Genomic DNA, 25,013 nt, shown 5'->3' with positions numbered 1-25,013 from the left:
AAACATTGCGCTTACGCCTCACGGCGGGCGTCTGCTTACGCAGCTCGCTACGGCATTGCAAAATTGAAATGCCGTGGCGTTTTTGTCGGAGCAGCCGGCTTTGCCTGTCGAGGTGGGGCGCAACGAAGGCGCTGGGGGGCAAAGGCGGGCCGGTTTGCCGGAAGCCATGCGTAAACAAGGCCGGTGCGCTACGGGGCTTGCCGCACAGGCCGCATGCCGACGCGCCTTTGCGGCGGACGGTTTGCGCGCGCAGCCCTGCGCGGTTTTCGAGCTTATTCCGAATTTGCGCGGTTGCGGAGCGCCCGGCCCATCCATTGCCGCAATTGCTCCAGATCCGCCTGCTGCGTTTTTTCCGAAGCCTCCAGTAAAATGCGCAGATGCGCAACTTCCTGTTCCAGGGCCTGAGGCGGCGTGTTGTTCTGCGCCTGAGCGGGGGCTTGCGGTATTGCGGGCAGGCGCTCCGCCAGCAGCCGCAGGATGGCGGCGATGGCCTCCACGGCCACGGTCTGTCGCTCCAGCAATTGCAGCGCAGCCGCGGGGAATGCCGTAGCGGGCGGTTCCGGGGCGGCTGTAAGCGCCGCGGGGGACACGGCAAGCGCATTGCGGGCAAAGCGGGCCTGCAGGGCCTCCTCCACGGCCGCGGCCGTGCGGGATTTCTGCATCTGCTCCAGAATGGCGGCAATGACCTCCAGGGTCTCGCGGCGGTAGCGGCGTCGCCGCCCTTCGCCCACGCTGGGAATATAGGCGGCAAAGCGCTTGCAGTAGTAACGGGTGGTGGATTCCGGCAGGGAAAAATGGCGTGAAATATCCGCAATGCTCAACAGGCTTGCCGTTGCCGTGGCTTTGCGCGCCATACGTCCCCCTTGCGCCAGCGGTATTGCCCGTTTTCGCCCTACTGTCGGCCTTGCGGCACGGTATGCAGAACGCACCTGGATTACGCTGCTGCGTTTTTGAAAAACGTAAGCAAAAAGCTGTGCCTTGGCAAGCAGGAGGCCTTATTTTTTGCAGCTTGCTGTTGTTGGCGCTTTTTTCGGCTGCAGGCGGCATCCTGCGCCGGACGCAGTCGCGCAGCCGGGCTGCGTTTGCGCCCTTGCGCATATTGCCAGCGCGCAGGTTTCTTGTGCCCACGTTTTTTGCCTGAAAAAGATTGCGTTGTTGCTCTGGCGGCGAGCCCGGCGCAGCGGGTTGCCGCCCATGCGCGACGCGCCTGTGGTTTTGCGCTTTTGACGCGCCGGTGCGGCGTGCGGGGCAAGGATGCCCTGGGGGAAACGGCGTGGGGGGAGATCAGCGCACTACACGCCGCACGGAGATGAGCCTGCTGCGCCAGTAGGGAATATCCAGGTTTTCCATGCGCACTTTTTCGCCCTGACGGGGGCTGTGGATGAAGGAATTGCCCCCGGCGTAGATGCCCGTGTGCAGGCCGCGGGGGCTGGAGCCCGTGCGGAAGACCACAATGTCGCCAGGCCGCACCTGTTCGCGGGGTACGGGCTGCCCTACCCTGGCCTGGTCCACAGTGATGCGCGGCACTTTGACGCCGTTTTTGTTGTACACCCACCAGATAAGGCCGGAACAGTCAAAGCCTTTTTGCGGGGACGCGCCGCCGGAGCGGTAATTTTTGCCCATCTGGGCATACGCGGTGCGCACGACGCCCCTGGCGGCCTCTGGCGTGGGGCCTGTGTCCACATTCCGGCCCAGCAGACCGCAGCCGCTTAGCAACAGCGCACTGAGCCCCGCCGCTGCAGCGGAGCGCGCCAGTTTGGCAACCGCGTTTCTGTTCATGGCTCTTCCCTTCCTTTGCGTTATGCCCGCGGGGCCCCTTTCCCCGCCCCGGTCTCCGCCTGTTCCGTTTGCGACACGCCCTTCTGGCGGTCTGAAAGCCCCGCTCCCCCTGCGCACCTTGCGCAACCGGGCTGCGCTTGCGCCTTTGCGGCTGTGTCCGCCGCTGTCGGAGCATGGCGCTTGCTGTTGCCCCGCGTGCCGTTTCCCGCCGCTTGGCGCTGTGGCGGTCCGGCTTGCGTTTAGCGTCCTGGTTCCCCCGCATGGCGTCCCCAGTTGCCGCGCCCTGCGCTTAGTCTCGGCCCTGCGCCGGGCTGCTTGTTCACTGCGGCATTGCCCCGCAGTTGTCCCTTGCCGCACGGCACTGCGGGCGAAGGCCGTTGTGGGACAAAGCTCACGTCGTTTTTTTGACGACATCGCTTTTATGACAGATATAGCAATTCTCGTGCCGTGCTTTTTGCCTCTGGGAGACAGTCCTTCTTCCTATAAGCACCCCCTGGAGAAAAAGGTCAAGGGGCATTTTTCTAGAGTTTTGATATAGAAGTTGCAGAAACAAGGTGCGGTCCCCTCGCGCGCCGCATTGCTGCTGTAGCTTGCATTGTTTCTGCGGTCATATTTTTTTGAACCCTTCCTTTGCAACGACATTGCTGCGGTTGCGGCTCCCCGTATCCATTTTTTGTGGTGCGGCGGAACTTGGCCGAACGCCGTAATGGCCATAGGTTCCAGCGGTCTTTTGTGCGGGACGGGCCCCGCCCTGTTGCGGCAATGCAGTGTGGTCAGGCGGCGCGGGGCGGAATCCGGCCCGCGTGCGGGCAGCCCTCGCCGTGCCCGCGGGCAGTCAGTTTTCGGCATCAGGTTTTTTGCTTTCAGGACGTTTTTGCGCAATGGCAGCCGCAGGCCCCTGCAGCGGCCGTTGTTCTTTCCTGCATGGATTGCGTTGACTGCGACGCAAAAAGCCCCTGCGGCATGCCGCAGGGGCTTTGGCGTCAGGCTTGAGGTTTGGGCTTTGCCCGTGGCGTATGGCGAGCCTGTTGGCGTGCAAGGGCTTGCGCGCTGCGCAGCGGCGCGGTCCGCCGCTCTTGCTTGCGCTGTCTGATCCTTTGTCGTCTGCGTTGCGGGTATTTCGACGCGCCTTTTGCCGCCGGCTCTGCCCTATTTGGCGGGGTTTTTGAGGGCCATGTCAAGGGCGTCTTTGAAGAGATCCAGCGGCAGTGCCCCACGCACGACCATGTTGTTGACCAGGAAATACGGGGTGCCTTCCACGCCCAGTTTTTGCGCGTCTTCCTGATCTTCGGTCAGGATGGTTTTCACCTTTTTGCTGTGCAGATCTTTGGAGAGGCGCTTCATGTCCACGTCCAGCTTTTCGGCGGTCTTTTTCAGGAAGGCCTCGCCTTCCGCCACCAGCTGATCGCGGTTGGCGAACATGGCCCGGTAGAAGGCCCAGGCCTTATCCCCGCTCTGCAGGGAGATGGCCGTAAAATAGCCCGCGGCGGCTGCGCCCGGCCCTTTTTCATCCAGGGGCAGGTTTTTGAAGACCAGGCTCACGTCCTTGCCGTATTCGCGCAGCAGGGCATCCAGCGTGTGGGAAGCCTGCTGGCAGAAGTGGCAGGTAAAATCGGAAAAGGCCACGATCCGCACCTTGGCGTTGGCGGGGCCCAGGACCGGGCGGTCGGCCGTGCGCACGCTCTTGGGAGTTTTCATGTCCTCGGCCCACTGGGCCTCCATGCTCCGCTTGCGGCGGAGGTTGGAGCCCTGCTGGGCAATGTCCAGGACAGATTCGCTGTTGCGCCGCAGCACGTCCATCACCAGGTCCGGACGCTCCTGAAAGATTTTTTCCAGCGCCTGGGCCAGATTTTCATCGCTGAGGGGCGCGGCTTCCGCCGTCGGGCCGCACAGCAGCGCCGCCGTAACGGCGGCGGCCAGCGCCGTTGATTTTAACCACTGCATGCTTACTCCGCTCTGTTGCTTTGTTCTTATTTTTCTGCCGCTTCCCAGTGAGCGGCGCTCATTGTTCTGTAGGGCCTTCGGGCGACGCTGTCCAGCCTCCTTTGCGGAGCGCAGCGGTTGCCTTTGGGCCGGCAGCGCTTGCGCGTTTGCCCTGCGGCGTCTGCCGTGGCCGTATGGCCGGCAGGCCTCGCGCTGCGCCGCGCCCGCTGCCGGGCGCTGTTGTCTTGGTGGAAGGCCCCGCGCTCGTCCTGGCGTGTCGGGCTCTGTTGCCCGCAGGCCAGGCGGACAAGGCTTGCGCCATTGCGGCGAGCGCCAGCCGTTACAGCTATGGCAGCGCCGGGGTTGGCATCTGCTCAGGGCAACCGTGGACGCGCTTGCCCTGGTCTTGCCCCCCTCCCCTTCAGGGCTTTGCGCCCCTCGGGCTGGCGGCCTCGCCTTCAAGGCGGCTTTGGGTAACGGCGTCCTCCAGCTTGAAGATCAGTTCGTCCAGATCCACGGGTTTCATAAGATAGCCGAATGCCCCTTGGCTCATGGCCTGCACGGCCAGTTGCATGTCTGCGTGCCCTGAAAGCAGGATGACTTTAGTCCGCGGCCATTGGCTGTGAATGCGCTGGAGTGCGGCCATGCCGTCCAGCACGGGCATTTTTACATCCATGACCACCAGTTCAAAAGCCCCCTTGGCCATCATATCCAGGGCTTCCTGGCCATTGCCCGCCGCTGCGCAGGTATAGCCCCGCTTGCCCAGGCGCTTGGTCAGGATGCGGGTCACGTCGGGTTCGTCATCAACCAGTAAGATGCGTTCGGTCCCCATACTTGCTCCAGGTGCTGCTTCCTGTGGTTTCGTGCACGGCGCGCCAGTGTCGGACGGGCTGGCCGCGCCCCGCTCTTGAGCCTGTGTTCAGCCGCATGGCAGTGTGCGGCCTGTGCAGGTTTCCCGTTTGTGTCGCATGCCTCTGCGGCCCGGCACTGCGGCGTGTGTTGCGCGTGTATTGGGTCTGTTGTTTTGTACGCACAATGCCCTCTTTCAGCAAGGCCCCTTGCTGCCGCAGCCGGGCGGGGCTTGTGGCGGGCGGCCCGCGACCGCACTGCTGTTGGGCTGCTCCCTGCCCTCATCTGAACGAGCAGCATTGGCCTGCGCGCGATGATTTTTTGGTTTTGCAGGCGGCTCTGCCTTATACTTGTTCTGGGGGGCCTATTGTTCTGTTCAGTGCGCTTTGCGTTGCCTTTTTTGGGGGGCAGGCCTTGACGAATGCGCTTCTCTCTTCTACAAAGATTGTGTCCTGAGCTTTCTGGTTTCACGTGAAACCGGGGCGATGCAGGGTTTCACGTGAAACCAGAAAGCTCAGGGTTTTGATGGAGTGCTAATTTTTCTCTATGGTTATGTTGTGCGCAGCGTTGCCGGCAACACTGCGCACGAGCGGAATCCGTGTCCAGTCTTTTCACAGTGCGGCTGTCAGGCTCCGTGCCGCGGCCAGGAGGAATGCATGGCGCGCATTATTTCCATCGCCAACCAAAAAGGCGGCGTGGGTAAAACTACCACGGCCATCAATCTCTCCGCGGCCCTGGCTGTCATGGAAAAAAAGGTGCTGCTGGTGGATTGCGACCCCCAGGCCAACAGCACCAGCGGTCTGGGCCTGCAGCAGGAAAATCTGCACGGCGACCTCTACGGCACCTTTTATGAGCCGGAAAAGGTGCGCTACAGCATTGCCAAGACCCGCTCGCCTTTTCTGGACATCCTGCCCGCCAGCACCAATCTTGTGGCTGTGGAGCTGGAGTTGGTGGACAAAATGGCGCGGGAATTTTTTTTGGACGAGTGCCTGAAGCCCCTGCACCAGGAGTATGACTATATTCTTCTGGACTGCCCGCCTTCGCTGGGCCTGCTCACCCTCAATGCGCTCTGCGCCGGACGGGAGCTGCTCATCCCCTTGCAGTGCGAATTTTTTGCCTTGGAAGGAATTGTCAAGCTGCTGCAAACCTTTGAGCAGGTTAAAAAGCGTCTGAATCCCGATCTGCGCCTGCTGGGCGTGGTGCTCACCATGTACGATACGCGCAACCGCCTGACCCGCGAAGTGAAGAACGAAGTGCGGCGGTGTTTCCCCGACCATTTGTTTGAGACGGTCATTCCGCGCAACGTGCGCCTTTCGGAGGCCCCCAGCCACGGCAAATCCATTATCCACTATGATATTAAGTCTAAAGGGGCGGAAGCATACCTGGGGCTGGCCAAGGAAGTCGTGCTGCGTCGCCCTGCTGCGCAAAATCCTGTTCTGCAGTAATGGGTATGTCGCATCTCTGTGAACTTTAATGTTTTTTGACTATTTGTCCGCAATGCGTTGCGGTTTTTACAGGTTCTGGCGTTGCCCCCAGCGCGGGCGCTGACCAGGAAAAGAGCCCAGCTGTTTGGGGCTCGCAGTCGCAAACGCAATGCGCTAGCTGCTCACCGGCAGACGCGGGCCAGGAGCCATGTGCGGGGTGTCCGCGTCCAGATCAGGCCAGCCTTGCGCCGTGGCGGCGGCCTGGGGGCGCAGCCTCAGCAGTGGGGCGTGCTGTGCTCCAGCGCCCGATGGTCGCGAAAGTGCTTCTGGCGGATGGTGGTGCCGCAGGCCCGGCAATGAAAAACCAGCAGCCCGCCGATGTTGGCGTTGGTCAGCACAAAAGGCTTGGCCGGATCCGCGCGCCAGTCTTCCGTGGCGGCGCCGCAGTGGGGGCAGGCCACGGCAGGATCGTAGGGATAGCGAAAATCCCAGGTCCGCAGCAGCTCATCAAAATCGGCCAAAGGGCCAGGGGCCTGCTCCGGCGCAGCGGGCTGTTGCGGCGCGGAAAGCGCGGCGGCCTGCGGCTCCAGGCGACGCCAGAGATCCCAGGGCACCAGAACGTATTCCACCTGGCCCTGAGCGTCAGTAACATAACGAAGCGCGTCTTTATCCGGCATGGTTTCGCATCCTTGTTGGGTATGGGGCATAACTTGACGCGGGGCGCGGAAGAATGTCAAGGCCCTGGCGGCCGGTGCGCCGGAGAAACAAAAACGCATTGCGATAGTGCGCATACAGCAGCGGCCTGCACGGATAAGCGCATAATTCTGGCATGTTGCCGATATGCCTCCGGCCCCGTTTTTTTGTGGGGCAAGGCTGCGGCAGAGGTCGCAAACAATGCAGAGAGCGGAGGATCAGCCATGAGCGGCAGCGGTAAAGGACTGGGACGGGGCCTGGACGCCCTTTTTGCCGGATCGGCGGTGCAGCAGGAAAGCGAGGGCCCCGTCGCGGAGGTGGCGCTCAAGGATCTGCACCCCAATCCGCACCAGCCCCGACGGCGGTTTGACGCCGACGGACTGCAGGAGCTGGCCGCGTCCATCCGGATGCAGGGCATTATTCAGCCTTTGCTGGTGCGGCCTTTGCCCGGCGGCAAGGGGTATCAGATTGTGGCTGGCGAACGGCGCTGGCGGGCCGCGCAGCTGGCCGGGCTGGAGCGCGCGCCCGTCTATGTGCGGCAGATGTCGGAAAAAGAGGTCATGGCCGCGGCGTTGATTGAAAATCTCCAGCGCGAAGACCTGAACCCCATGGAAGAGGCCGAGGCCTTGCAGGCCCTGCGCCAGGCGCTGGACCTGACCCTGGAGGAACTGGCCGCGCGCCTGGGCCGCAGCCGTCCTTCAGTGAGCAATGCCTTGCGCCTTCTGCAGCTGAGCCGGGAAGCGCGGCAGGATTTGGAGGAAGGACGCCTTACCGCCGGGCACGCCCGCTGCCTGCTGGGCGTGGATGCCGCGGAAGCCGCGGAAAGCCTGCGCTGTCGCATTGTGGAGCACAACCTCACCGTGCGCGAGGCCGAGGAAGCCGCAGCCTATTGGCGCGGGCACAACGCCCTGCCCTGGGATGCTGCAGCGCCAGCGCCCGCCAGCGCCCCGGCCCCCCGCGCAGCGCGCAAAAAAAGTCAAGAAATAAAGGTGTTGCAACAGAACCTTTGCCGCAGCCTGGGCTGCCGGGCCAGAATCAGCGGGGACGAAAACGCCGGGCGCATTGCCCTGCCCTACTCCAGCCGGGAAGAGCTGGACGCCCTGCTGCTGAAGCTGGGGCTGACGCCGGGGCAGGAAGGCAGCGACGAGTAACCAGCCCGCGCGCCGACAGAGGCATGCGCGGGCTGGCGGCAGCTGTGCAGCACGAATGTCGCAGGCCAGGTTATGTGCCTTGGGTCTGACTTGAGATGCGATCGCTGATCCCCGCTGGGTTATTTGGGGGCAGGAGACATCATAGAAACGTTTTTTGACTTTAACTTTTTTTCAAAAAAAACTAAGGAATCATAAAACGTCATAGAAAATATGCTTTCAAAGCAATGTGTTGGAGGTATTTGTATCCCGTTGTGCTGGGCGTGGAGGATATCTAACAGTTCTTTACAAAATTCTATAAACGTCCCTGGTTTTTTTAGACCCCCACCCCAATCTGGCCAGTAGCAGGTATGCAAGTCTTCAACAAGATATACACCATTGTTGTTCAGCAAGGGAAACAAATACAAGAAAGAATTACGCATATCGTGCATTTTATGACTGCCATCGTCAATAACTATATCCGGTCTGCCAAATTCTTCAATAAGACTCTGTAAAAATTTTTTATCAGACTGATCCCCTATACGTACTTTATGGAATCTATTATCAAATTTAACGCAGCTCGGGTCAATGTCAATGCCAACAATGGTCGCCAGGGGGCCGAAATAGCGTGTCCACAAATCCAGCGATCCGCCTTTGGACACGCCAATTTCAAAAAATACTATTGATTTATTGATGTATTCGTGGAAATGGCGTTCATAAGCCGGGAAATAGTATTTCCATTTGTGAATAAGATTCCCTTTGTTTGAAAGAAAGTTTTCCCAAAGCATCTTGTTCCCTCCTTAGATTTTTCTTAGCCAGAGGCAAAAATGAAAAGTTTTCTCAGCGCCGCATGACCAGCACAAGCCCTGCCAGCATGCACGCCAGGCCCAGAGCCCGTCGCCCGTCCAGCGGCACAGAGGGAAGGCCGAACCAGCCAAAGTGGTCAATGACCGTGGCCATAAACAGATTGCCGAGGATCATGGCCACGCCCGTGGCCAGCGCGCCGATGCGCGGCACGGCCAGCACTGTGCTGAAGACCATACAGGCCCCCAGCACGCCGCCCACCCACTGCCAGGCGGGGGTTTCCGCCAGGCGCAGCACCTGCCCCTTGCCCAGAGCGAAACTCATAAGGCCCAGAAAAACGGCCCCCACGGTAAAGGAAATAAAGCTGCTTTCCAGCGTGCCCACGGTGCGGGCCAGGGCCGCATTGATGGGGGCCTGCAGGGCCACCATGCAGCCGGCAAAGATCATCAGGGCAAGGGTGGGCAGCATGGCGGCCTCCTGGCAATGCGCGTTGCGTGCGGCAAACGCCGCTCAGAATGCAGTCCCTTAGGCATTTCAGCCTTGAAATGCCCTGGCGGCTGCGCGCGCAGCCGCCCGCCGTGGCGGCGTAAGCGCACTGTATTTGCGCTGGCAAGCGCCGAAACGAGCGGCCCGCAACCTTTGGGCATGCCTGTTCTCAAAGTTAATCTGATCTAGAACCTGCGCAGGCTCTTCGGCGGGCACAGCCGCCCGGACCGCAGCGCGCCGCCACGGCGGGCGCGGCGGCAGCCGGGACGCCGCAGCGCAGAAGCCTGCACTGGCCTGATCCCCCCTGAAACGCCCTGATGCCTGCGCAAGGCGGGCACCCCGCAGGCTTACCGCGCAAAAGCCCTGGCAAACGCTGCGGGGCGCGTTCTGCCGGCCATTGCAGCGGCGCTCCTCAAGGGCCCCCTATGCGCTGGCAAGGGGCAGCGGCCCGAACGTCGCCTCATAGCGCTGGCGGAATTGCTCCGGCGTGTAGCTGTGCTCCTGGGTGCCCAGCTTTTCCAGCGCAAAGCTGGCGCTTACGGAACCGAGCCTGGCGGCCTCCGGCATGGAAAGGCCGTGGGTCAGCCCTTTGAGCAGGCCTGCGCGGTGGGCGTCGCCCGCGCCGGTGGGGTCCTGCACGGCGTCGCAGGGCACGGCCGGAATGCGGGTTTCCGTGCCGTCCGCGCCGCGCACCACGGCCCCGTCCGCGCCCAGGGTGGTCACCAGCCAGAGGGTGCGCCCCACCAGCTCGTCCTCGCTCTTGCCCGTGGCCTTGCAGATCATGTTCAGTTCATAGTCGTTGGTGATGCAGGCAAAGGAGCCTTCAATGGCGGCCAGCAGGTCCGCGCCCGAAAGCACGGGCAGCTGCTGCCCCGGGTCGTAGATGTAGGGCACGCCTTTTTCCCGGAAAAAGCCGGGCAGGCGGCGCATGTCCTCCACATTGCCGGGGGAGACGATGGCCATGTCCTTGTCCGGATCCAGATCGGGGAAGGCGTAGCGGGCGGGCAGGGCCATGGCCCCAGGGTAAAAGCCCGTGATCTGGTTGCTGTTGAGGTCTGTAGTAATGTAGCAGAGGGCCGTGAAGATGTCGTCCTCCCGGCGGATGCCCTCCAGGGGGAGGCCCAGCTGCTGCAGCGCTGCGGCATAAGGGCCGAAGTCCCGGCCGGCGGCGGAAACAATGACCGGCTTTTCGCCCAGCAGGGCCAGGGAATAGGCTATGTTGCCCGCGCAGCCGCCCCGCCGTTCGTCCATGGCGTCCACCATAAAGCTCACATTGATCATGTGCAGCTTGTCCATGAGAATATGGTCCTGAAAATTGCCGGGAAAGGTCATAATGCGGTCAAAAGCCAGCGAACCGGAAACGTAGATGGACATGGGCGCCTCATTGACAAAAGGACAAAGGTTAAGCGGCATTATGCCAACGGCCTGCTGTTGCGGTCTATCCAGCGCAAAAAAGGTCTGAGCCCGTCTTCCAGGGGCAGGGCCACCACGCACGGCAGCTGGTAGGGGTGCTCCTGGCGCACAAGGGCCATAACGTCCGCAAAAGCCGCACGGCTTACCTGGGCCAGCAGCAGGCACTCTTCGGCCTCCCGCACTTTGCCCTGCCAGCGGTATACGGAGAACGCGCCGGGCAGCACGTTGGCCCCGGCGGCCAGGCGGCGCTCCACCAGCAAACGGGCCAGGCGCAGGGCCGCATCCTTTTGCGGTACGGTCACATAGACAAGATAGGACACGCGCGCCTCCTGCGGCATCTTACACGGCGCGCGCGGAAAAACCAAGGGGTTGCGGGCCGTCGGAAGCAGCCGTCCGCGGCAAAGCGCACCCTTCCCTGTGCCGGCGCGGCGCATCCCTTTGCGCGGGGATCGGAAGGCCGTTGCGGCTGAAGGCCTCCCGCCAGGGCCGGCCCGCCCCTTGCGAGGCGTGCGCGCCTGTGGCATAGCAGGCGCATGAGTACAAAAAATGAGCGCAGGGAGCGGGCGGCGCGTACGCTTGCGGCCCTGCAGGCGCGCTACCCTGCGCCCCACACCCACCTGGACGCGCGCAACGCCTGGGAACTGCTGGCGGCCACGGTGCTGGCCGCCCAGTGTACGGACGCGCGGGTCAATACCGTGACCCCGGAGCTTTTCCGGCGCTGGCCGGACCCCGCCGCTCTGGCCGAGGCCGCGCCTGAGGAGCTGGAAGAAGTCATCCGGCCCACGGGCTTTTACCACAGCAAGGCCAAAAACCTGCTGGGCGCGGCGCGGCGGATCAGAGACCACTTCGGCGGCGCAGTGCCGCAGACCCTGGCCGAGCTGGTGACCTTGCCCGGCGTGGCGCGCAAGACGGCCAACGTGGTGCTGTTCGGGGCCTTCGGCATCAACGAGGGCCTGGCCGTGGACACGCACGTCAAGCGCATCTGCTATCGCCTGGGCCTTACGGACGCCACAGACCCCGTGGAGGTGGAGCGAGACCTTATGGCCCTGCTGCCGCGTGAGGAATGGGGGGATTTCAACCACCGTATGGTCTGGTTCGGCCGGGAGGTCTGCGCGGCGCGCAAGCCCCTGTGCGGCCAGTGTCCCCTGGCAGCTTTCTGCCCCCGGCGGGAGCCCCCGCGCGCGGGCGGCAAGGCAGGGCGCGCCCGCGCCGGGGCCTGATTTTTTTGGGGCAAAGCCCCTGGGGCGGCTTAAGAAAATCGCGGCCTTGCCGATGAGCTTTACAAGCTAACATCTGAACCTTCCCCTTGCGGAAGGTTTCAGGCCGCCGCCCGGCGCAGCCGGCATGCGGCGGCGCAACCCGCAAAGTTCCGGCCGCAGCGGCTGCGCGCGGCCACAGCGCGCCGCACGCGCAATGCTCCAGCACGGCACACAGGATGGGACGCCATGTCGCAGAACAGCTTGCTCAACGTCAGCAACAACGAACTGGAAATCATAGAATTCCTCATTGACGAAAAGCAGCCCGACGGCAGCGCCTACAGCGGGCACTACGGCATCAATGTGGCCAAGGTGCTGGAGATTATCCGCCTGCCCAGCATCACCAGCGTGCCCAGCAAGCACGATCCTTCCGTGCTGGGCACCTTTAACCTGCGGGGCAAGGTGCTGCCCCTGCTGGACCTTGCCGCCTGGCTGGGCAAGGAAATGGCCACGCGAGAAAACGCCAAGGTCATTGTTACGGAGTTCAGCGGGGTGCAGGCGGCCTTCCTGGTCTCTTCCGTCACCAGCATCCACCGCATGACCTGGGACCGCATTGAGCCGCCCAACCGCTATGTGCAGAACTACTCGCGCGAAAGCATCACCGGCGTGCTGCGCATCCAGGACCGCGTGCTCTTTATTCTGGATATGGAAAAGATCCTGGCCAATCTGGACAGCAGCCTGGACATGTCCAAGGTGGAGCTGGACAGCAGCCCCGTGGAAGGGGCCGGGCAGTTCCATCTGCTGGTGGCGGACGACTCCAGCTCCCTCCGGCACATCATCCGTTCCTCGCTGGAAAAATCCGGCTTTCAGGTCACGGCTGTGGGCAGCGGCCGCGAGGCCTGGGAATTTCTGCAGAAAACCCAGGCCGAGGCTCAGGCGCAGGGCAAGGAGCTTACCGACCTGGTCCACCTGGTGGTCTCGGACATAGAAATGCCCGAAATGGACGGGCACATGCTTACGGCCAAAATCAAGGAAGCCCCGGGCATGCACAACCTGCCGGTTATTCTGTTCTCGTCCCTCATCACTGAGGCCCTCTACGCCAAGGGGGTCAAGGTGGGGGCGGACAAGCAGGTCTCCAAGCCCGATCTGCCCGGCCTCAGCACCATCATCCGCGAGCTCATCGCCCAGAAGCTGCACAAATAGGGCATTTCAACTTTGAAATGCCCTGGCGGCTCGTGAGCAGACGCCCGCTGTGGAGGCGTAAGCGCAATTTATTTGCGCTGTTAAGCGCCGAAACGGGCGTGCCCTGAACTTTGAGAATGCATATTCTCAAAGTCAATCTGCTCTAGCGGGCGCGTCACCGCCCTTTTTCGCCAAGCCGTGCTGTCGCGTCCCGTGCCGTTGCCAACGGTGCGGGACGCGCAGTTTGTGGCGCGCAAGATAAAATTGTTTTGCTTTGGGGGTAGAAATACAATTTTGTATTAAAAAAAATCTGGAGCAATATTTTTATATATTAAAAACAGATGGATATGATATTTTCCGACTTGGCATGCGGCTTGCTTAAAAAGCGCATCGGCGCACCGCGACCCATGGGGGCCGGGCGCGTACACCCCGTGTTCCCAGGAGGAAAACAATGGTTAAAAAAATGTTGGCAATGCTGGCGCTTGCCCTGACGCTCTGCAGCGCTGCCGGCGCGCGCGCCGCAGATACCATCAAGGTGGGCATTCTGCACTCGCTTTCCGGCACCATGGCCATCAGCGAAACCACGCTCAAGGACGCCATGCTCATGCTCATCGACGAGCAGAACAAAAAAGGCGGCCTGCTGGGCAAAAAGCTGGAGCCCGTGGTGGTGGACCCCGCCTCCAACTGGCCCCTGTTTGCAGAAAAAGCCCGCGAGCTGCTGAGCAAGGACAAAGTGGCCGTGGTTTTCGGCTGCTGGACCTCTGTTTCGCGCAAGTCCGTGCTGCCCGTGTTTGAGGAGCTCAACGGTCTGCTCTTCTACCCCGTGCAGTATGAGGGCGAGGAATCCTCGCGCAACGTCATCTACACGGGCGCCGCGCCCAACCAGCAGGCCATCCCCGCCGTGGATTATCTGATGAACGACCTCGGCGTGAAGCGCTGGGTGCTGGCCGGCACGGACTACGTCTTCCCCCGCACGGCCAACAAGATTCTGGAAGCCTACCTGACCTCCAAGGGCGTGAAGAAGGAAGACATCCTCATCAACTACACGCCCTTCGGTCATTCAGACTGGCAGTCCATCGTGGCGGAGATCAAAAAGTTCGGCAGCGCCGGCAAAAAGACGGCCGTGGTCTCCACCCTCAACGGCGACGCCAACGTGCCCTTCTATAAAGAGCTGGCCAACCAGGGCGTTTCCGCCGCGGACATTCCGGTCATGGCTTTCTCCGTGGGCGAGGAGGAGCTTTCGGGCATCGACACCAAACCCCTGGTGGGCCACCTGGCGGCCTGGAACTACTTCATGAGCGTGGACACGCCCGCCAACAAGGAATTTATCAAGAAGTGGCACGCCTACATCAAAGACAACAAGCGCGTGACCAACGACCCCATGGAAGCCCACTACATCGGCTTCAACCTCTGGGTCAAAGCCGTGGAGAAGGCCAAGAGCACGGACGTGAACAAGGTGCTTAAGGCCATCGTGGGGCTGGAAACCCCCAACCTCACCGGCGGCATGGCCAAGGTGCTGCCCAACCACCACCTCACCAAGCCCGTGTTGATCGGCGAAATCCAGGCCGACGGCCAGTTCCAGGTGGTCTGGGAAACGCCCAAGGTGGTGCCCGGCGACGCCTGGTCCGACTACCTGCCCGGTTCCAAAGACCTGGAGGCGGACTGGACCGACCCCATCAACTGCGGCAACTACAACGTGAAGACCAAACAGTGCGGCGGCGCTTCCAAGTAAGGCCGCAGGCCCAAAGCTCATAGAGCCTCCAACCCGCAACCCGGGGGCCGACCCCGACCCGCGTCGGCCCCCGGCTTCCCCTTCGGCGTCCCCTCCGGCCCCGTGCCGGACGACCCCCCCGGGACAAGGATATGTTTATGCGCGCGGTGCTGTTCTTCCTTTTTCTCACCCTGTGCGGTCTGCCCCTGGCCATGCCGCCGTCCGCCCTGGCGGCGGACGCGGAGGCCGGAGCCGCGGCGTCGACTCCCGTCGCGGCTCCGGCGCCGCACCTCTCCCCCGCTGCCGCCGCCCTGCCGCCGGACCTGGTCCGCGCTCTGACGAGCCCCAAGGTCATGGACCGCGACAAGGCGCTGGATCTGCTGGGCGCGCTGCCCCTGGACCTGCAGGACCGCCTGCTGCGCGCCCTGCTCCACGGCCGCCTGCTGGCGGCGCCGGAAAGCGGCGAGCTTTTTGTGGCCGAGGGCGAGGCCGCCCGGCCCCTGCTCGCGCCGGAAGCCGCCCCCCGCCCCGCTGAGGGCCTGCGCCGCGTGGGCACCAGCAACCGCCAGCGCCAGCGCATGACGGATCTGCTCAACGCCCGGTCCCTCACCTCGCCCGACGTGCAGCGCCGCCGCGCGGCCGCGGCCGCGCTGATGGAAAACGCCGTCCCGCCCCTCAAGGCCCCGGCCCTGCAGGCCCTGCTGGCCGCAGAAAAAGACGCGCCCACCCGCGCCAGCCTGGAGGCCGCCCTGGCCCTGCTGACGGCGGCGGATCAAGCCGCCGCACCCGCCGATCTGCTCCGGGCCGTGGCGGCCCTGGATGCCAGCGGCGCGCCCACGGCGATCAACGCGCTCGGCAGCCTGGCGGAACATGCGGACCCGGCCGTGGCCAAGGCGGCGCAGGAGGCCCTCTACGGCCAGCGCGTGGCCGCCCAGTGGGGCGGATTTTTTGAAATGCTCTTCTTCGGCCTGAGCCTGGGCTCCATTCTGGTGCTGGCGGCCATTGGCCTGGCCATCACCTTTGGCGTCATGGGCGTCATCAATATGGCCCACGGCGAGTTCATCATGCTGGGGGCCTACACGGCCTGGGGCATGCAGCAGCTCCTGCCGGGCAGCCCCGGCCTGGCCCTGCTGCTGGCCGTGCCCGCGGCCCTGCTGGTCAGCGGGGGCATGGGCGTGCTGCTGGAGCGCACGGTCATCCGCTTCCTCTACGGGCGCCCCCTGGAAACCCTGCTGGCCACCTTCGGCGTGAGCCTGGTGTTGCAGCAGGCCGTGCGCAGCGTGTTTTCGCCCCTCAACCGGGCGGTGCAGACTCCGGACTTCATGAGCGGCGTGTGGCAGCTTACCCCGCACTTTGCCCTGACCTGCAACCGGGTCTATATCATGTTCTTCTGCCTGGGCGTTTTTGCCTGCATCCACGCGGCTATGCACCGCACCCGGCTGGGGCTGGAAGTGCGCGCTGTTTCGCAGAACCGGCCCATCGCCCGCTGCATGGGCGTGCGCGCCGCGCGGGTGGATGCCCTGACCTTCGGCCTGGGTTCCGGCGTGGCCGGCATGGCTGGCGTGGCCCTGAGCCAGGTTTCCAATGTGGGCCCCAATCTGGGGCAGGGCTACATCATCGATTCCTTCATGGTGGTGGTCTTCGGCGGGGTGGGCAACCTCTGGGGCACGCTGACGGGGGGCCTGGCCCTGGGCGTGGCCAACAAATTCCTGGAACCTGCGAGCGGGGCCATGCTCTCCAAAATTATCATCCTGGTCTGTCTTATCCTGTTCATCCAGAAGCGGCCGCGCGGGCTCTTCCCGCAGAAGGGCCGGGCGGTGGAGGCCTGATATGGGCGCGCTTGCTTCTTCTCTGAGCGTCACCGTCGCCCCCGCGGCCCCGCAGGATCCCCTGCCCCGCGAAGGCCTGTTCAACCGCTCTACCCGCACGTTCCTGCTGCTCACCGCGCTTTTTGCCCTGGCGGTCTGCGGCGGCAGCCTGCTGCCCCAGGGCAGCGCCCTGCATGTGCCGGGCTATATGGTCACCCTGCTGGGCAAGTACCTGACCTACGCCCTGCTGGCCCTTTCCGTGGATCTCATCTGGGGCTACATGGGCGTGCTCAGCCTGGGGCACGGGGCCTTTTTCGCCCTGGGCGGCTACGCTTTCGGCATGTATCTCATGCGCCAGATCGGGGCGCGCGGCGTGTACGGCAACCCGGATCTGCCGGACTTTATGGTCTTTCTCAACTGGAAGGATCTGCCCTGGTTCTGGACCGGCAGCGAATATTTTCTTGTGGCGGCGCTTCTGGTCATTGCGCTGCCCGGCCTGCTGGCCTATGTTTTCGGCAGGCTGGCCTTTGGTTCGCGCGTTTCCGGGGTCTATTTCTCCATCATGAGCCAGGCCATGACCTACGCCCTCATGCTGGCCTTTTTCCGCAACGAGATGGGCTTCGGCGGCAACAACGGCCTTACGGACTTCAAGTCCCTGCTGGGCTTTGACATCCAGACCGACGGCATGCGCACGGCGCTCTTCGCCTGTTCGGCGTTGGCCCTGATGGCGGCCTACTGCCTGTGCCGGGCCGTGACGGCCTCGCGCCTGGGGCGGGTCTGCGTGGCCATCCGCGACGCCGAGGACCGCACGCGCTTTCTGGGCTACCGGGTAGAGCGCTTTCAGGTGGCCGTATTTGCCCTTTCCGCCGTGTTGGCGGGCGTGGGCGGCGCGCTCTATGTGCCGCAGGTGGGCATCATCAATCCCGGCGAGTTCTCGCCCCTCAACTCCATTGAGGTTGTGGTCTGGGTGGCCCTGGGCGGCCGGGGGCGGCTGTACGGCGCGGTGCTGGGGGCCATTGCGGTCAACGCCTTCAAAACCTGGTTTACGGGCGTGTTGCCGGAGGTCTGGCTGTTCGCCCTGGGCGGGCTGTTTGTGCTGGTCACCGTGTTTCTGCCTCAGGGGCTTGCGGGCCTGCCGGCACAGGTGCGCGCCCGGCTGCGCCGCCACGCGCCTGAACCCCTTTCCCCCACCGGCGCAACAGGCCAGGGAGGCGCGGCATGAAACCGACACGAGATTATTTGCAGGGCCGCAGCCTGGAAGAGGTGGCTGCGGCGGCCAGGGCCTATGAGGCCAGCCACGCCCCTTTTGACAAACGCCCGCTCAAGGCGCGCGTGCAACCCCCGCGCGCCATGCTGGAAAAGCCGCGCATCGCCCTGTACCTGGAGCGCATCAGCGTGAGCTTTGATGGCTTCAAGGCCCTCAACGACCTCACTTTTTATGTGGACGAAGGGGAGCTGCGCTGCGTCATCGGCCCCAACGGCGCGGGCAAGACCACCATGATGGACGTCATCACGGGCAAAACCCGGCCCGATGCGGGCACGGCCTGGTTCGGCAGGGACTGCAATCTGCTCCAGATGGACGAGGTGTCCATTGCCCAGGCGGGCATCGGACGCAAATTCCAGAAGCCTTCGGTTTTTGCGGCCCTTACCGTGGCGCAGAACCTGGAGCTGGCCCTGGCGGGGCGCAAGAGCGTCTGGGGCGCATTCCTCGCGCGGCTCAGCGGCGAGCAGCGCGACCATCTGGAGGAAGTGCTCACCCGCATCCGCCTTACGGAGCAGGCCCGCACGCCTGCGGGCAGCCTTTCCCACGGGCAGAAGCAGTGGCTGGAAATCGGCATGCTGCTTATGCAGAAGCCTCGGCTGCTCCTCCTGGACGAACCCGTGGCGGGCATGACCCCGGAAGAAATGGACCGCACCATTGAGCTCCTGCACGAGCTGGAAGGCAAGCAGAGCATCATGGTGGTGGAACACGACATGGAGTTTGTCCGGGCCATTGCCCACAAGGTCACGGTGCTGCACCAGGGCAGCGTACTGGCCGAGGGCAGCATGGAAGCCATGCAGAACCACCCCGCCGTGGTAGAGGCCTACCTGGGCGAACCCTTGGAGTAATAGCCATGCTGCAGATAGAAGGACTTAATCAATATTACGGCTCCAGCCACATCCTGCGGGACGTGAATCTGGAGGTGGCGGCCGGTTCCTGCGCCTGCCTCATGGGGCGCAACGGCGTGGGCAAGACCACGCTTTTGCAGTGCATCATGGGCGTACTGCCCGCGCGCTCCGGTCATATTTTCCTGGAAGGGAAGGACTTGCTCCCGCTGCCTGTGGAGCGCCGCGCGGCCCTGGGCATAGGTTATGTGCCTCAGGGCCGCCAAATTTTCCCCTTGCTTACCGTGCGGGAAAACATGGAGCTTTCTCTGCCCATGCGCCGGGACGGGCTGCGCAGCATCCCGTCCTTCATTTTCGACTTTTTTCCGGTACTGGGCGAGATGCTCCACCGCCGGGGGGGCGATCTTTCCGGCGGCCAGCAGCAGCAGCTGGCCATTGCCAGGGCCCTGGTCCTGGAGCCGCGCCTGCTTATTCTGGACGAGCCCACCGAGGGCATTCAGCCCAATATTGTGCGTGACATCGCCGAAACCATCCGGCGGCTCAATGCGGAGATGGGCCTTACAGTGCTGCTGGTGGAGCAAAAGGTGCCCTTTGCCCGGCGCATGGCCGACGCCTACATGATTATGGACCGCGGCCACATTGTGGCCCAGGGGAGCATGCAGGGCCTGGACGCGGCTACCGTCAAGGCGTTCCTGAGCGTCTGAGGCCACGTCGTGCGCTCTCCCCTCCCCCCCGCGTCCGCCGTCTGCCGCGCCGTCGCGCCCGGAACGCCGGACGGCAGCGGCCACGCCTTTGGGCCCGATCGGCGCTGGAGCGCCGGGCTGGATCTGACCTTCAGCGTGCGCCAGGCCCGCAGCGTGCTTACCGAAATGGCTTTTCACGGCCCTCTGCGCGTGCAGCGGCCCTTTTACCCGGAAGGGCCGCTGCCGCAAACAGGTCTGGCCGAACCCTGCCACTGCTGCCTGCTGCACCCGCCGGGGGGGCTGGTGAGCGGCGACGAGCTCAGCATCACGGCCCTGGTGGCGCCGGGGGCCCACGCCCTGCTCACCGCGCCCTCGGCCACCAAGTGTTACGCCGCCGACGCCTGCCAGGTGCCCCATGCCCAGCGCGCGACCTTGCGGGTGCGCGGCGGCCTGCTGGAGTGGCTCCCGCGCGAGACCATCGTTTACGACGGCGCGCGGGCCGAGCTGTCGACGGATATTGCGCTGGACGCCGCGGCCCGCTGCCTGGGCTGGGAGGCTCTTTGCCTGGGGCGCGCGGCAGCCGGGGAAATGTTTACGCGCGGTCGCCTGCGGCAGCGCCTGAGCCTTTGGCGCGGGGGACGCCCCCTGCTGCATGAGGCGCTGGACCTGACGGCCGGAGAAGACCTGCAGCACGGCCCCTTCGGCCTGCAGGGCCAGGCCGTGTGCGCCACACTGTTCGCCGTGGGACGGGCGGGGGCGGATGGCGGCCCCGGCCCGGACCAGGAGGCGCTGGCGGCGGTCTGCGCCCGATTGCAGGCAGGGCTGACCCCGGAAAACCCCTGCACGCCCCAAACCGCCGACGGCCGGCCCGGTCCCGGTTTTGCCGCCGCGCTGACCCCGGCGTCGGGGCGGGCCGGGGCCACCCTGCGCCAGGGCGTGCTGCTGTTGCGCTACCTGGGGCCGGATATGGAGGCGGCGCGGCGGCTGTTTTTTCAGGCCTGGGCCCTGCTCCGCCCGGTGCTGGCGGGCCGCGCGCCCTGCCCGCCGCGCGTCTGGGCCGGAGCGTTCTGATTTCTTCCCCACCCGGCCAGGGTACGCCCGGCGCGTTGCCCGAGAGGAAAAAGTTTTTTGAAGGGGTGGGGGTGTGGGGGCGGGGGAACTTTTGTCCACAAAAGTTCCCCCGCCCCCACAAAAAAACGAAAAATAACAAAACTCTCCCGTCAAGGAGGCGTTATGGAACTGCTGCCCAGAGAGAAGGACAAACTTTTGCTGTTCACGGCCGGGCTGCTGGCGGAGCGGCGCAAGGCGCGCGGCCTCCGGCTCAATTATCCTGAGGCGGTGGCCTACATCAGCATGGCGGTGCTGGAGGGCGCGCGGGACGGCAGGAGCGTGGCCGAGCTTATGGGTTCGTGCCGCAACCTGCTCAGCCGCGAGGACGTGATGGAAGGCGTGCCTGAGATGGTTCGGGAGGTGCAGGTGGAAGCCACGTTTCCCGACGGCACCAAGCTGGTCACCGTGCACGATCCCATTTTGTAGCAAGGAGAGGGTGCAATGATCCCTGGCGAATATGTGTTGGCGGCGGACGAGGTAGTCTGCAACGCCGCGTCCGCGGGGCGCGAGGTGGTGCTGGAGGTGGCCAATACGGGCGACAGGCCCATTCAGGTGGGTTCGCACTACCATTTTTTTGAGGTCAACCCCGCGCTGGTTTTTGAGCGTGAGAAGGCGCGCGGCATGCGGCTGGACATTCCCGCCGGCACGGCTGTGCGGCTGGAGCCGGGCCAGAAGCGCACGGTGCGCCTGATCCCCTATGGCGGCCTGCGGCGGGTGTACGGCTTTCGGGGGCAAATCATGGGGCCGCTGGAGGACGCGGCCGGGGAGGAGCAGGCATGATCCGCATACCCAGAAGTCAGTACGCCGAGCTGTACGGCCCCACTACGGGGGACCGCATCCGCCTGGCGGACACGGATCTGTGGATTGAGGTGGAGCGCGACCACACGGTGCCCGGCGAGGAAGTCTGCTTCGGCGGGGGCAAGGTTATCCGCGACGGCATGGGCCAGAGCCAGCGCGGCAACGCTGAAGGGGCCATGGATACGGTCATCACCAACGCCGTCATTCTGGACGCGGCCCTGGGCGTGATCAAGGCGGATCTGGGCATCCGGGACGGGCGCATTGCCGGCATCGGCAAGGCGGGCAATCCGGACGTGCAGCCGGACGTGGACGTGATCATCGGCCCCGGCACGGAGATCATTGCCGGGGAGGGCTGCCTGCTCACGGCGGGGGGCATGGACGCGCACGTGCACTTTATCTGCCCGCAGCAGGTGGAGGAGGCGCTGGCCAGCGGCATTACCACCATGCTGGGCGGCGGCACGGGCCCGGCCACGGGCACCAACGCCACCACCTGCTCGCCCGGGCCCTGGCATCTGGAGCGCATGCTGGCCGCCACAGACCTGCTGCCCATGAATTTCGGCTTTCTGGGCAAGGGCAATGCCGCCCTGCCCGAGGCCCTGCGCGAACAACTGGAGGCCGGGGCCTGCGGCCTCAAGCTGCACGAGGACTGGGGCAGCACCCCGGCGGCCATCGACAACTGCCTGAGCGTGGCCGACGAGTACGACGTGCAGGTGGCCATCCACACGGACACGCTCAATGAAGCGGGCTTTGTGGAGGACACCCTGGCCGCCTTCCGGGGCCGCACCATCCACACCTACCATACGGAGGGCGCGGGCGGCGGGCATGCGCCGGATATCCTGCGGGCCTGCTCCCTGCCCAACGTGCTGCCCTCGTCCACCAATCCCACCAGGCCCTATACGGTGAACACCGTGGACGAGCACCTGGACATGCTCATGGTCTGCCACCACCTCAATCCCTCCCTGCCGGAGGACGCCGCCTTTGCGGATTCGCGGATCCGGCGCGAAACCATTGCCGCGGAGGACATTCTGCAGGATATGGGCGTCATTTCCATGATTTCTTCGGATTCCCAGGCCATGGGGCGGGTGGGCGAGGTCATCATCCGCACCTGGCAGACGGCCCACAAGATGAAGGTGCAGCGCGGCCCCCTGCCGGAAGACAAGGATCACGGCAACGATAACTTCCGCGTGCGGCGCTACCTGGCCAAATACACCTGCAATCCGGCCATTGCGCACGGCCTGGCCCACGCCGTGGGTTCCGTGGCGCCGGGTCTGCTGGCGGATCTGGTGCTCTGGAAGCCGGCCTTTTTCGGGGTCAAGCCTTTGTTGGTGATCAAGGGCGGGCAGATAGCCTGCGCCCCCATGGGCGACGCCAACGCCTCCATCCCCACGCCCCAGCCCATGCACAGCCGCCCCATGTTCGGGGCCCTGGGGCAGGCGGCGGCCGCGGCCAGCCTGAGCTTTGTTTCCCGCGCCTTTATGGAGAACGGCGGGGAAGGACGGCTGCGCGAGCTGGGCCTGCTGCGCGGGCTTTCGGCCTGCCGGGGCACGCGCGCCCTGCGCAAGAGCGATATGCTCCTCAACAGCGCCACCCCGGCCTTGTCCGTGGATCCGCAGACCTATGAAGTGCGCGCCGACGGCGAAATCCTGACCTGCCCTCCGGCGGAGGTTCTGCCCATGGCGCAGCGCTATTTTCTGTTTTAGGGCATTGCAACCTTGCAATGCCCTGCGGCTGCGTGAGCAGACGCCGGTTGTTGCGGCGTAAGCGCAATGCATTTGCGCTGTTAAGTGCAGAAACGAGCGTGCCGTAACCTTTGAGAATACATATTCTCAAAGGTAAGCCGCTCTGGGGGGCAGCGGCAGGGATGACAGAGAGGGCGCGCGTTCGCAGGTTGCCCCAGGCCGGGGTACGCCCGTCGCACAGCCTGAGGAAGAAATGCTTTTGAAGGAAACAATCCCACTGAAGGAGCGCTTCCATGCTGGAGTTTACAGAGAATCTGGGCCACCGGGAAGATCTGCAGCCCACGGAGCAGGTTACGCTGACCTATGAGCAGCGCGGCAAGTGCCGACAGCGGCTCCGGCTGGACAGCGGCCAGGAGGCGGGGCTGTTTCTGCAGCGGGGGCAGGTGCTGCAGGAAGGGGACGTGCTGCGCGCGGGCGAAACGCTGGCCGTGGTGCGCAATGCCGCGGAGCCGGTGGTGACGGCCGTGGCCCCCAACTGGGAAACCCTGGCGCGGGCCTGCTACCATCTGGGCAACCGCCACGCGCCCCTGCAGCTGGGGCACAAGTGGCTGCGCTTTACGCCGGACCATGTGCTGGAGGAGCTGGCGGAAAGCCTGGGCCTGCGCCTGCGGCGGGAAGAGGCGGCCTTTGTGCCGGAGGGCGGGGCCTATGGCGGGCGCCACAGCCATGCCTGAAGCCGATCCGGCCGCGGAGGCGGCGGGCGCGTGGGCCGGGCCGGATCCTGCCCTGCTGCCGCTGCTCTATCTGGCCGGGCAGACCTTGCCTGTGGGCGGCTTTGCCTGGTCTCAGGGGCTGGAGTCCGCCGTGGAGCTGGGCCTGGTGCGCGACGCGGCGGGCCTGGGGCGGTGGCTCAAGGGCGTGCTGCGCTACGGCCTTGCCCGCAACGATCTGCCGCTGCTGCTGCGGCTGCACCGGGCGGCGCTGGCCGGGGACGCGGCGGGGCTGGCCTTTTGGAACGACCGGGTGCTGGCCGGCCGCGAAAGCGCGGAGCTCTGGCAGGAGGAAGCGCAGATGGGCCGGGCCCTGCGGCGGCTGCTGACGGATACGGGTCTGCTGCCGTCGGGATGCCCGCCAGCGCGGGACACGCCTGCCCCGTTGCGGGTGTGGCCGCCGCTGGTGGCTTTGCCCGAAGAGACGGGCTATACGGCCTGTTTTGCCGTGGCGGCGGCTTTGCTGCAGGTGCGGGCTGCGGGTGCGTTTCCCAGGCCGGAGCGCGCGGCGCGCTGGGGGCGGAACGCGGCCTGCGCCTATGCCTGGAGCTGGCTGCAGAACCAGACCGCCGTAGCCTGTAAAACCGTGCCTCTGGGCCAGACGGCCGCGCAGAAGACCTTGCTGGAATTTTTGCCCCTGCTGCCGCAGGAAGCGGCGCGGGCCGCGGCCTTGGACGACGCGGCAGTGGGGGCCTCCCTGCCGGGGCTGGCCCTGTGCAGCGCCGCGCACGAGCGGCAGTATTCACGTTTGTTCAGGAGCTGAAACCATGACTGCAAGACCCTGCCTGCGCGTGGGCGTGGGCGGCCCGGTGGGTTCGGGCAAAACCGCCCTCCTCCGCCACCTCTGCCTGCGGATGCGCAAAGACTACGACATGGCCGTGGTCACCAATGACATTTATACCCGCGAGGACGCGGAATTTCTGCTGCGGCACAACGCCCTGGAGGCCGACCGCATCATCGGCGTGGAAACGGGCGGCTGCCCGCACACGGCCATCCGCGAGGACGCCTCCATGAACATTCAGGCCATTGAGGAGCTGCAGCGCCGCCATCCCGGCCTGGAGCTGGTGCTGGTGGAGAGCGGCGGGGACAACCTTTCGGCCACCTTCAGTCCGGAGCTGGCGGACCTGACCCTCTACGTCATCGACGTAAGCGGCGGGGACAAAATTCCCCGCAAGGGCGGGCCGGGCATCACCAAGTCCGACCTGCTGATCATCAACAAGGTGGACCTGGCCCCCATGGTGCACGCTTCGCTGGACGTTATGGAGCGGGATACGCGCAGAATGCGCGGGCAGCGGCCCTATGTGCTGACGGAGCTGCTCTCCGGCGCGGGGGTGGAGGCGGTGGTGGCCTTCATCATCCGGGAGGGCATGCTGCGGCCGCCCAAACGCGCGGCGTAGCGGGGCGCGGCGGCCTTGGCGCGGCGCTGCCGAGGCAGGTGCAGACGGGGCCAGCCCCACCGCCCGCGGGCAGCG

Annotated in this window: 25 protein-coding genes; 16 read left to right on the top strand and 9 right to left on the bottom strand. The window is 64.6% G+C overall.

What is annotated here, in order from left to right:
- Positions 1–272: 272 nt before the first annotated feature.
- The 4 genes from BLS55_RS04735 to BLS55_RS04720 all read right to left on the bottom strand — a co-directional run bounded on the left by BLS55_RS04735 (position 273) and on the right by BLS55_RS04720 (position 4,534).
- Positions 273–854, bottom strand: a complete 582-nt coding sequence (locus BLS55_RS04735) for a MerR family transcriptional regulator (protein ID WP_092153211.1) — start codon at positions 852–854, stop codon at positions 273–275.
- Between the two features lie 430 nt (positions 855–1,284).
- Positions 1,285–1,779 (bottom strand): C40 family peptidase, encoded by a 495-nt coding sequence (locus BLS55_RS04730; protein WP_092153210.1) that lies wholly within the window; start codon positions 1,777–1,779, stop codon positions 1,285–1,287.
- A gap of 1,149 nt (positions 1,780–2,928) precedes the next feature.
- On the bottom strand, positions 2,929–3,723 hold the full coding sequence (locus tag BLS55_RS04725) for a DsbA family protein (RefSeq protein WP_092153209.1): 795 nt from the start codon (positions 3,721–3,723) through the stop codon (positions 2,929–2,931).
- A gap of 400 nt (positions 3,724–4,123) precedes the next feature.
- Positions 4,124–4,534: a response regulator gene (locus BLS55_RS04720; RefSeq protein WP_092153208.1), complete on the bottom strand. Its 411-nt coding sequence runs from the start codon at positions 4,532–4,534 to the stop codon at positions 4,124–4,126.
- Between the two features lie 673 nt (positions 4,535–5,207).
- Here BLS55_RS04720 and BLS55_RS04715 point away from each other — a divergent pair.
- Positions 5,208–5,996, top strand: coding sequence for a ParA family protein (locus BLS55_RS04715; protein ID WP_092153207.1), 789 nt, complete (start codon positions 5,208–5,210; stop codon positions 5,994–5,996).
- A gap of 254 nt (positions 5,997–6,250) precedes the next feature.
- Here BLS55_RS04715 and BLS55_RS04710 read toward each other — a convergent pair whose 3' ends face one another.
- Positions 6,251–6,652 (bottom strand): hypothetical protein, encoded by a 402-nt coding sequence (locus tag BLS55_RS04710; protein ID WP_092153206.1) that lies wholly within the window; start codon positions 6,650–6,652, stop codon positions 6,251–6,253.
- A 240-nt stretch (positions 6,653–6,892) separates the two neighbouring features.
- Between BLS55_RS04710 and BLS55_RS04705 the strand changes: the two genes are divergently transcribed.
- On the top strand, positions 6,893–7,819 hold the full coding sequence (locus BLS55_RS04705; RefSeq protein ID WP_092153205.1) for a ParB/RepB/Spo0J family partition protein: 927 nt from the start codon (positions 6,893–6,895) through the stop codon (positions 7,817–7,819).
- Between the two features lie 119 nt (positions 7,820–7,938).
- Here BLS55_RS04705 and BLS55_RS11860 read toward each other — a convergent pair whose 3' ends face one another.
- The 4 genes from BLS55_RS11860 to cutA all read right to left on the bottom strand — a co-directional run bounded on the left by BLS55_RS11860 (position 7,939) and on the right by cutA (position 10,818).
- Complete coding sequence (locus BLS55_RS11860; RefSeq protein ID WP_143339519.1) at positions 7,939–8,583, bottom strand: class I SAM-dependent methyltransferase; 645 nt, start codon at positions 8,581–8,583, stop codon at positions 7,939–7,941.
- A gap of 52 nt (positions 8,584–8,635) precedes the next feature.
- Positions 8,636–9,067 (bottom strand): DMT family transporter, encoded by a 432-nt coding sequence (locus tag BLS55_RS04700; protein ID WP_180365398.1) that lies wholly within the window; start codon positions 9,065–9,067, stop codon positions 8,636–8,638.
- A gap of 441 nt (positions 9,068–9,508) precedes the next feature.
- Positions 9,509–10,459, bottom strand: coding sequence for a carbohydrate kinase family protein (locus BLS55_RS04695; protein ID WP_092153252.1), 951 nt, complete (start codon positions 10,457–10,459; stop codon positions 9,509–9,511).
- Between the two features lie 38 nt (positions 10,460–10,497).
- Positions 10,498–10,818: a divalent-cation tolerance protein CutA gene (cutA, locus tag BLS55_RS04690; protein ID WP_092153204.1), complete on the bottom strand. Its 321-nt coding sequence runs from the start codon at positions 10,816–10,818 to the stop codon at positions 10,498–10,500.
- 213 nt (positions 10,819–11,031) lie between these two features.
- Between cutA and nth the strand changes: the two genes are divergently transcribed.
- The 14 genes from nth (at position 11,032) to ureG (ending at position 24,938) form a co-directional block, all read left to right on the top strand.
- Positions 11,032–11,718, top strand: coding sequence for an endonuclease III (nth, locus tag BLS55_RS04685; RefSeq protein WP_092153203.1), 687 nt, complete (start codon positions 11,032–11,034; stop codon positions 11,716–11,718).
- A gap of 225 nt (positions 11,719–11,943) precedes the next feature.
- Complete coding sequence (locus BLS55_RS04680) at positions 11,944–12,897, top strand: chemotaxis protein (RefSeq protein ID WP_092153202.1); 954 nt, start codon at positions 11,944–11,946, stop codon at positions 12,895–12,897.
- 430 nt (positions 12,898–13,327) lie between these two features.
- Positions 13,328–14,608 (top strand): urea ABC transporter substrate-binding protein, encoded by a 1,281-nt coding sequence (urtA, locus tag BLS55_RS04675; RefSeq protein WP_092153201.1) that lies wholly within the window; start codon positions 13,328–13,330, stop codon positions 14,606–14,608.
- A gap of 137 nt (positions 14,609–14,745) precedes the next feature.
- The gene (gene urtB, locus BLS55_RS12375; RefSeq protein ID WP_218970732.1) at positions 14,746–16,416 is read left to right on the top strand and encodes an urea ABC transporter permease subunit UrtB; all 1,671 of its coding nucleotides are present in this window, start codon (positions 14,746–14,748) and stop codon (positions 16,414–16,416) included.
- 1 nt (position 16,417) lies between these two features.
- A complete protein-coding gene (gene urtC / locus BLS55_RS04665; protein ID WP_092153200.1) occupies positions 16,418–17,617 on the top strand; it encodes an urea ABC transporter permease subunit UrtC in 1,200 nt (399 codons plus the stop codon).
- Positions 17,614–18,504, top strand: coding sequence for an urea ABC transporter ATP-binding protein UrtD (gene urtD, locus BLS55_RS04660; RefSeq protein WP_092153199.1), 891 nt, complete (start codon positions 17,614–17,616; stop codon positions 18,502–18,504). Before urtC ends, urtD begins: the two co-directional genes overlap by 4 nt.
- Before the next feature lie 5 nt (positions 18,505–18,509).
- Positions 18,510–19,205: an urea ABC transporter ATP-binding subunit UrtE gene (gene urtE, locus BLS55_RS04655; RefSeq protein WP_092153198.1), complete on the top strand. Its 696-nt coding sequence runs from the start codon at positions 18,510–18,512 to the stop codon at positions 19,203–19,205.
- Positions 19,206–19,214: 9 nt separating this feature from the next.
- A complete protein-coding gene (locus tag BLS55_RS04650) occupies positions 19,215–20,255 on the top strand; it encodes an urease accessory protein UreD (RefSeq protein WP_218970731.1) in 1,041 nt (346 codons plus the stop codon).
- 162 nt (positions 20,256–20,417) lie between these two features.
- On the top strand, positions 20,418–20,720 hold the full coding sequence (gene ureA / locus BLS55_RS04645) for an urease subunit gamma (protein ID WP_092153197.1): 303 nt from the start codon (positions 20,418–20,420) through the stop codon (positions 20,718–20,720).
- A 15-nt stretch (positions 20,721–20,735) separates the two neighbouring features.
- The gene (locus BLS55_RS04640) at positions 20,736–21,074 is read left to right on the top strand and encodes an urease subunit beta (RefSeq protein ID WP_092153196.1); all 339 of its coding nucleotides are present in this window, start codon (positions 20,736–20,738) and stop codon (positions 21,072–21,074) included.
- Positions 21,071–22,792, top strand: coding sequence for an urease subunit alpha (gene ureC, locus BLS55_RS04635; RefSeq protein WP_180365397.1), 1,722 nt, complete (start codon positions 21,071–21,073; stop codon positions 22,790–22,792). Before BLS55_RS04640 ends, ureC begins: the two co-directional genes overlap by 4 nt.
- A gap of 272 nt (positions 22,793–23,064) precedes the next feature.
- The gene (ureE, locus tag BLS55_RS04630; protein WP_092153195.1) at positions 23,065–23,505 is read left to right on the top strand and encodes an urease accessory protein UreE; all 441 of its coding nucleotides are present in this window, start codon (positions 23,065–23,067) and stop codon (positions 23,503–23,505) included.
- A complete protein-coding gene (locus tag BLS55_RS04625) occupies positions 23,480–24,304 on the top strand; it encodes an urease accessory protein UreF (RefSeq protein WP_218970730.1) in 825 nt (274 codons plus the stop codon). The genes ureE and BLS55_RS04625 overlap by 26 nt, the downstream gene beginning before the upstream one ends.
- Positions 24,305–24,308: 4 nt before the next feature.
- Positions 24,309–24,938, top strand: coding sequence for an urease accessory protein UreG (ureG, locus tag BLS55_RS04620; protein WP_092153194.1), 630 nt, complete (start codon positions 24,309–24,311; stop codon positions 24,936–24,938).
- The last annotated feature ends 75 nt before the right edge of the window (positions 24,939–25,013 follow it).

Origin of the sequence: Desulfovibrio legallii (genome assembly GCF_900102485.1) — a bacterium.
GTDB lineage: Bacteria > Desulfobacterota > Desulfovibrionia > Desulfovibrionales > Desulfovibrionaceae > Desulfovibrio > Desulfovibrio legallii_A.
This window is presented reverse-complemented; position numbering and strand designations above follow the sequence as displayed.

Coding starts and splice junctions, on each gene's coding strand:
- BLS55_RS04735 (WP_092153211.1), bottom strand. CDS start 854: ATGGCGCGCAAAGCCACGGCAACGGCAAGCCTGTTGAGCATTGCGGAT.
- BLS55_RS04730 (WP_092153210.1), bottom strand. CDS start 1,779: ATGAACAGAAACGCGGTTGCCAAACTGGCGCGCTCCGCTGCAGCGGCG.
- BLS55_RS04725 (WP_092153209.1), bottom strand. CDS start 3,723: ATGCAGTGGTTAAAATCAACGGCGCTGGCCGCCGCCGTTACGGCGGCG.
- BLS55_RS04720 (WP_092153208.1), bottom strand. CDS start 4,534: ATGGGGACCGAACGCATCTTACTGGTTGATGACGAACCCGACGTGACC.
- BLS55_RS04715 (WP_092153207.1), top strand. CDS start 5,208: ATGGCGCGCATTATTTCCATCGCCAACCAAAAAGGCGGCGTGGGTAAA.
- BLS55_RS04710 (WP_092153206.1), bottom strand. CDS start 6,652: ATGCCGGATAAAGACGCGCTTCGTTATGTTACTGACGCTCAGGGCCAG.
- BLS55_RS04705 (WP_092153205.1), top strand. CDS start 6,893: ATGAGCGGCAGCGGTAAAGGACTGGGACGGGGCCTGGACGCCCTTTTT.
- BLS55_RS11860 (WP_143339519.1), bottom strand. CDS start 8,583: ATGCTTTGGGAAAACTTTCTTTCAAACAAAGGGAATCTTATTCACAAA.
- BLS55_RS04700 (WP_180365398.1), bottom strand. CDS start 9,067: ATGCTGCCCACCCTTGCCCTGATGATCTTTGCCGGCTGCATGGTGGCC.
- BLS55_RS04695 (WP_092153252.1), bottom strand. CDS start 10,459: ATGTCCATCTACGTTTCCGGTTCGCTGGCTTTTGACCGCATTATGACC.
- nth (WP_092153203.1), top strand. CDS start 11,032: ATGAGTACAAAAAATGAGCGCAGGGAGCGGGCGGCGCGTACGCTTGCG.
- BLS55_RS04680 (WP_092153202.1), top strand. CDS start 11,944: ATGTCGCAGAACAGCTTGCTCAACGTCAGCAACAACGAACTGGAAATC.
- urtA (WP_092153201.1), top strand. CDS start 13,328: ATGGTTAAAAAAATGTTGGCAATGCTGGCGCTTGCCCTGACGCTCTGC.
- urtB (WP_218970732.1), top strand. CDS start 14,746: ATGCGCGCGGTGCTGTTCTTCCTTTTTCTCACCCTGTGCGGTCTGCCC.
- urtC (WP_092153200.1), top strand. CDS start 16,418: ATGGGCGCGCTTGCTTCTTCTCTGAGCGTCACCGTCGCCCCCGCGGCC.
- urtD (WP_092153199.1), top strand. CDS start 17,614: ATGAAACCGACACGAGATTATTTGCAGGGCCGCAGCCTGGAAGAGGTG.
- urtE (WP_092153198.1), top strand. CDS start 18,510: ATGCTGCAGATAGAAGGACTTAATCAATATTACGGCTCCAGCCACATC.
- ureA (WP_092153197.1), top strand. CDS start 20,418: ATGGAACTGCTGCCCAGAGAGAAGGACAAACTTTTGCTGTTCACGGCC.
- BLS55_RS04640 (WP_092153196.1), top strand. CDS start 20,736: ATGATCCCTGGCGAATATGTGTTGGCGGCGGACGAGGTAGTCTGCAAC.
- ureC (WP_180365397.1), top strand. CDS start 21,071: ATGATCCGCATACCCAGAAGTCAGTACGCCGAGCTGTACGGCCCCACT.
- ureE (WP_092153195.1), top strand. CDS start 23,065: ATGCTGGAGTTTACAGAGAATCTGGGCCACCGGGAAGATCTGCAGCCC.
- BLS55_RS04625 (WP_218970730.1), top strand. CDS start 23,480: ATGGCGGGCGCCACAGCCATGCCTGAAGCCGATCCGGCCGCGGAGGCG.
- ureG (WP_092153194.1), top strand. CDS start 24,309: ATGACTGCAAGACCCTGCCTGCGCGTGGGCGTGGGCGGCCCGGTGGGT.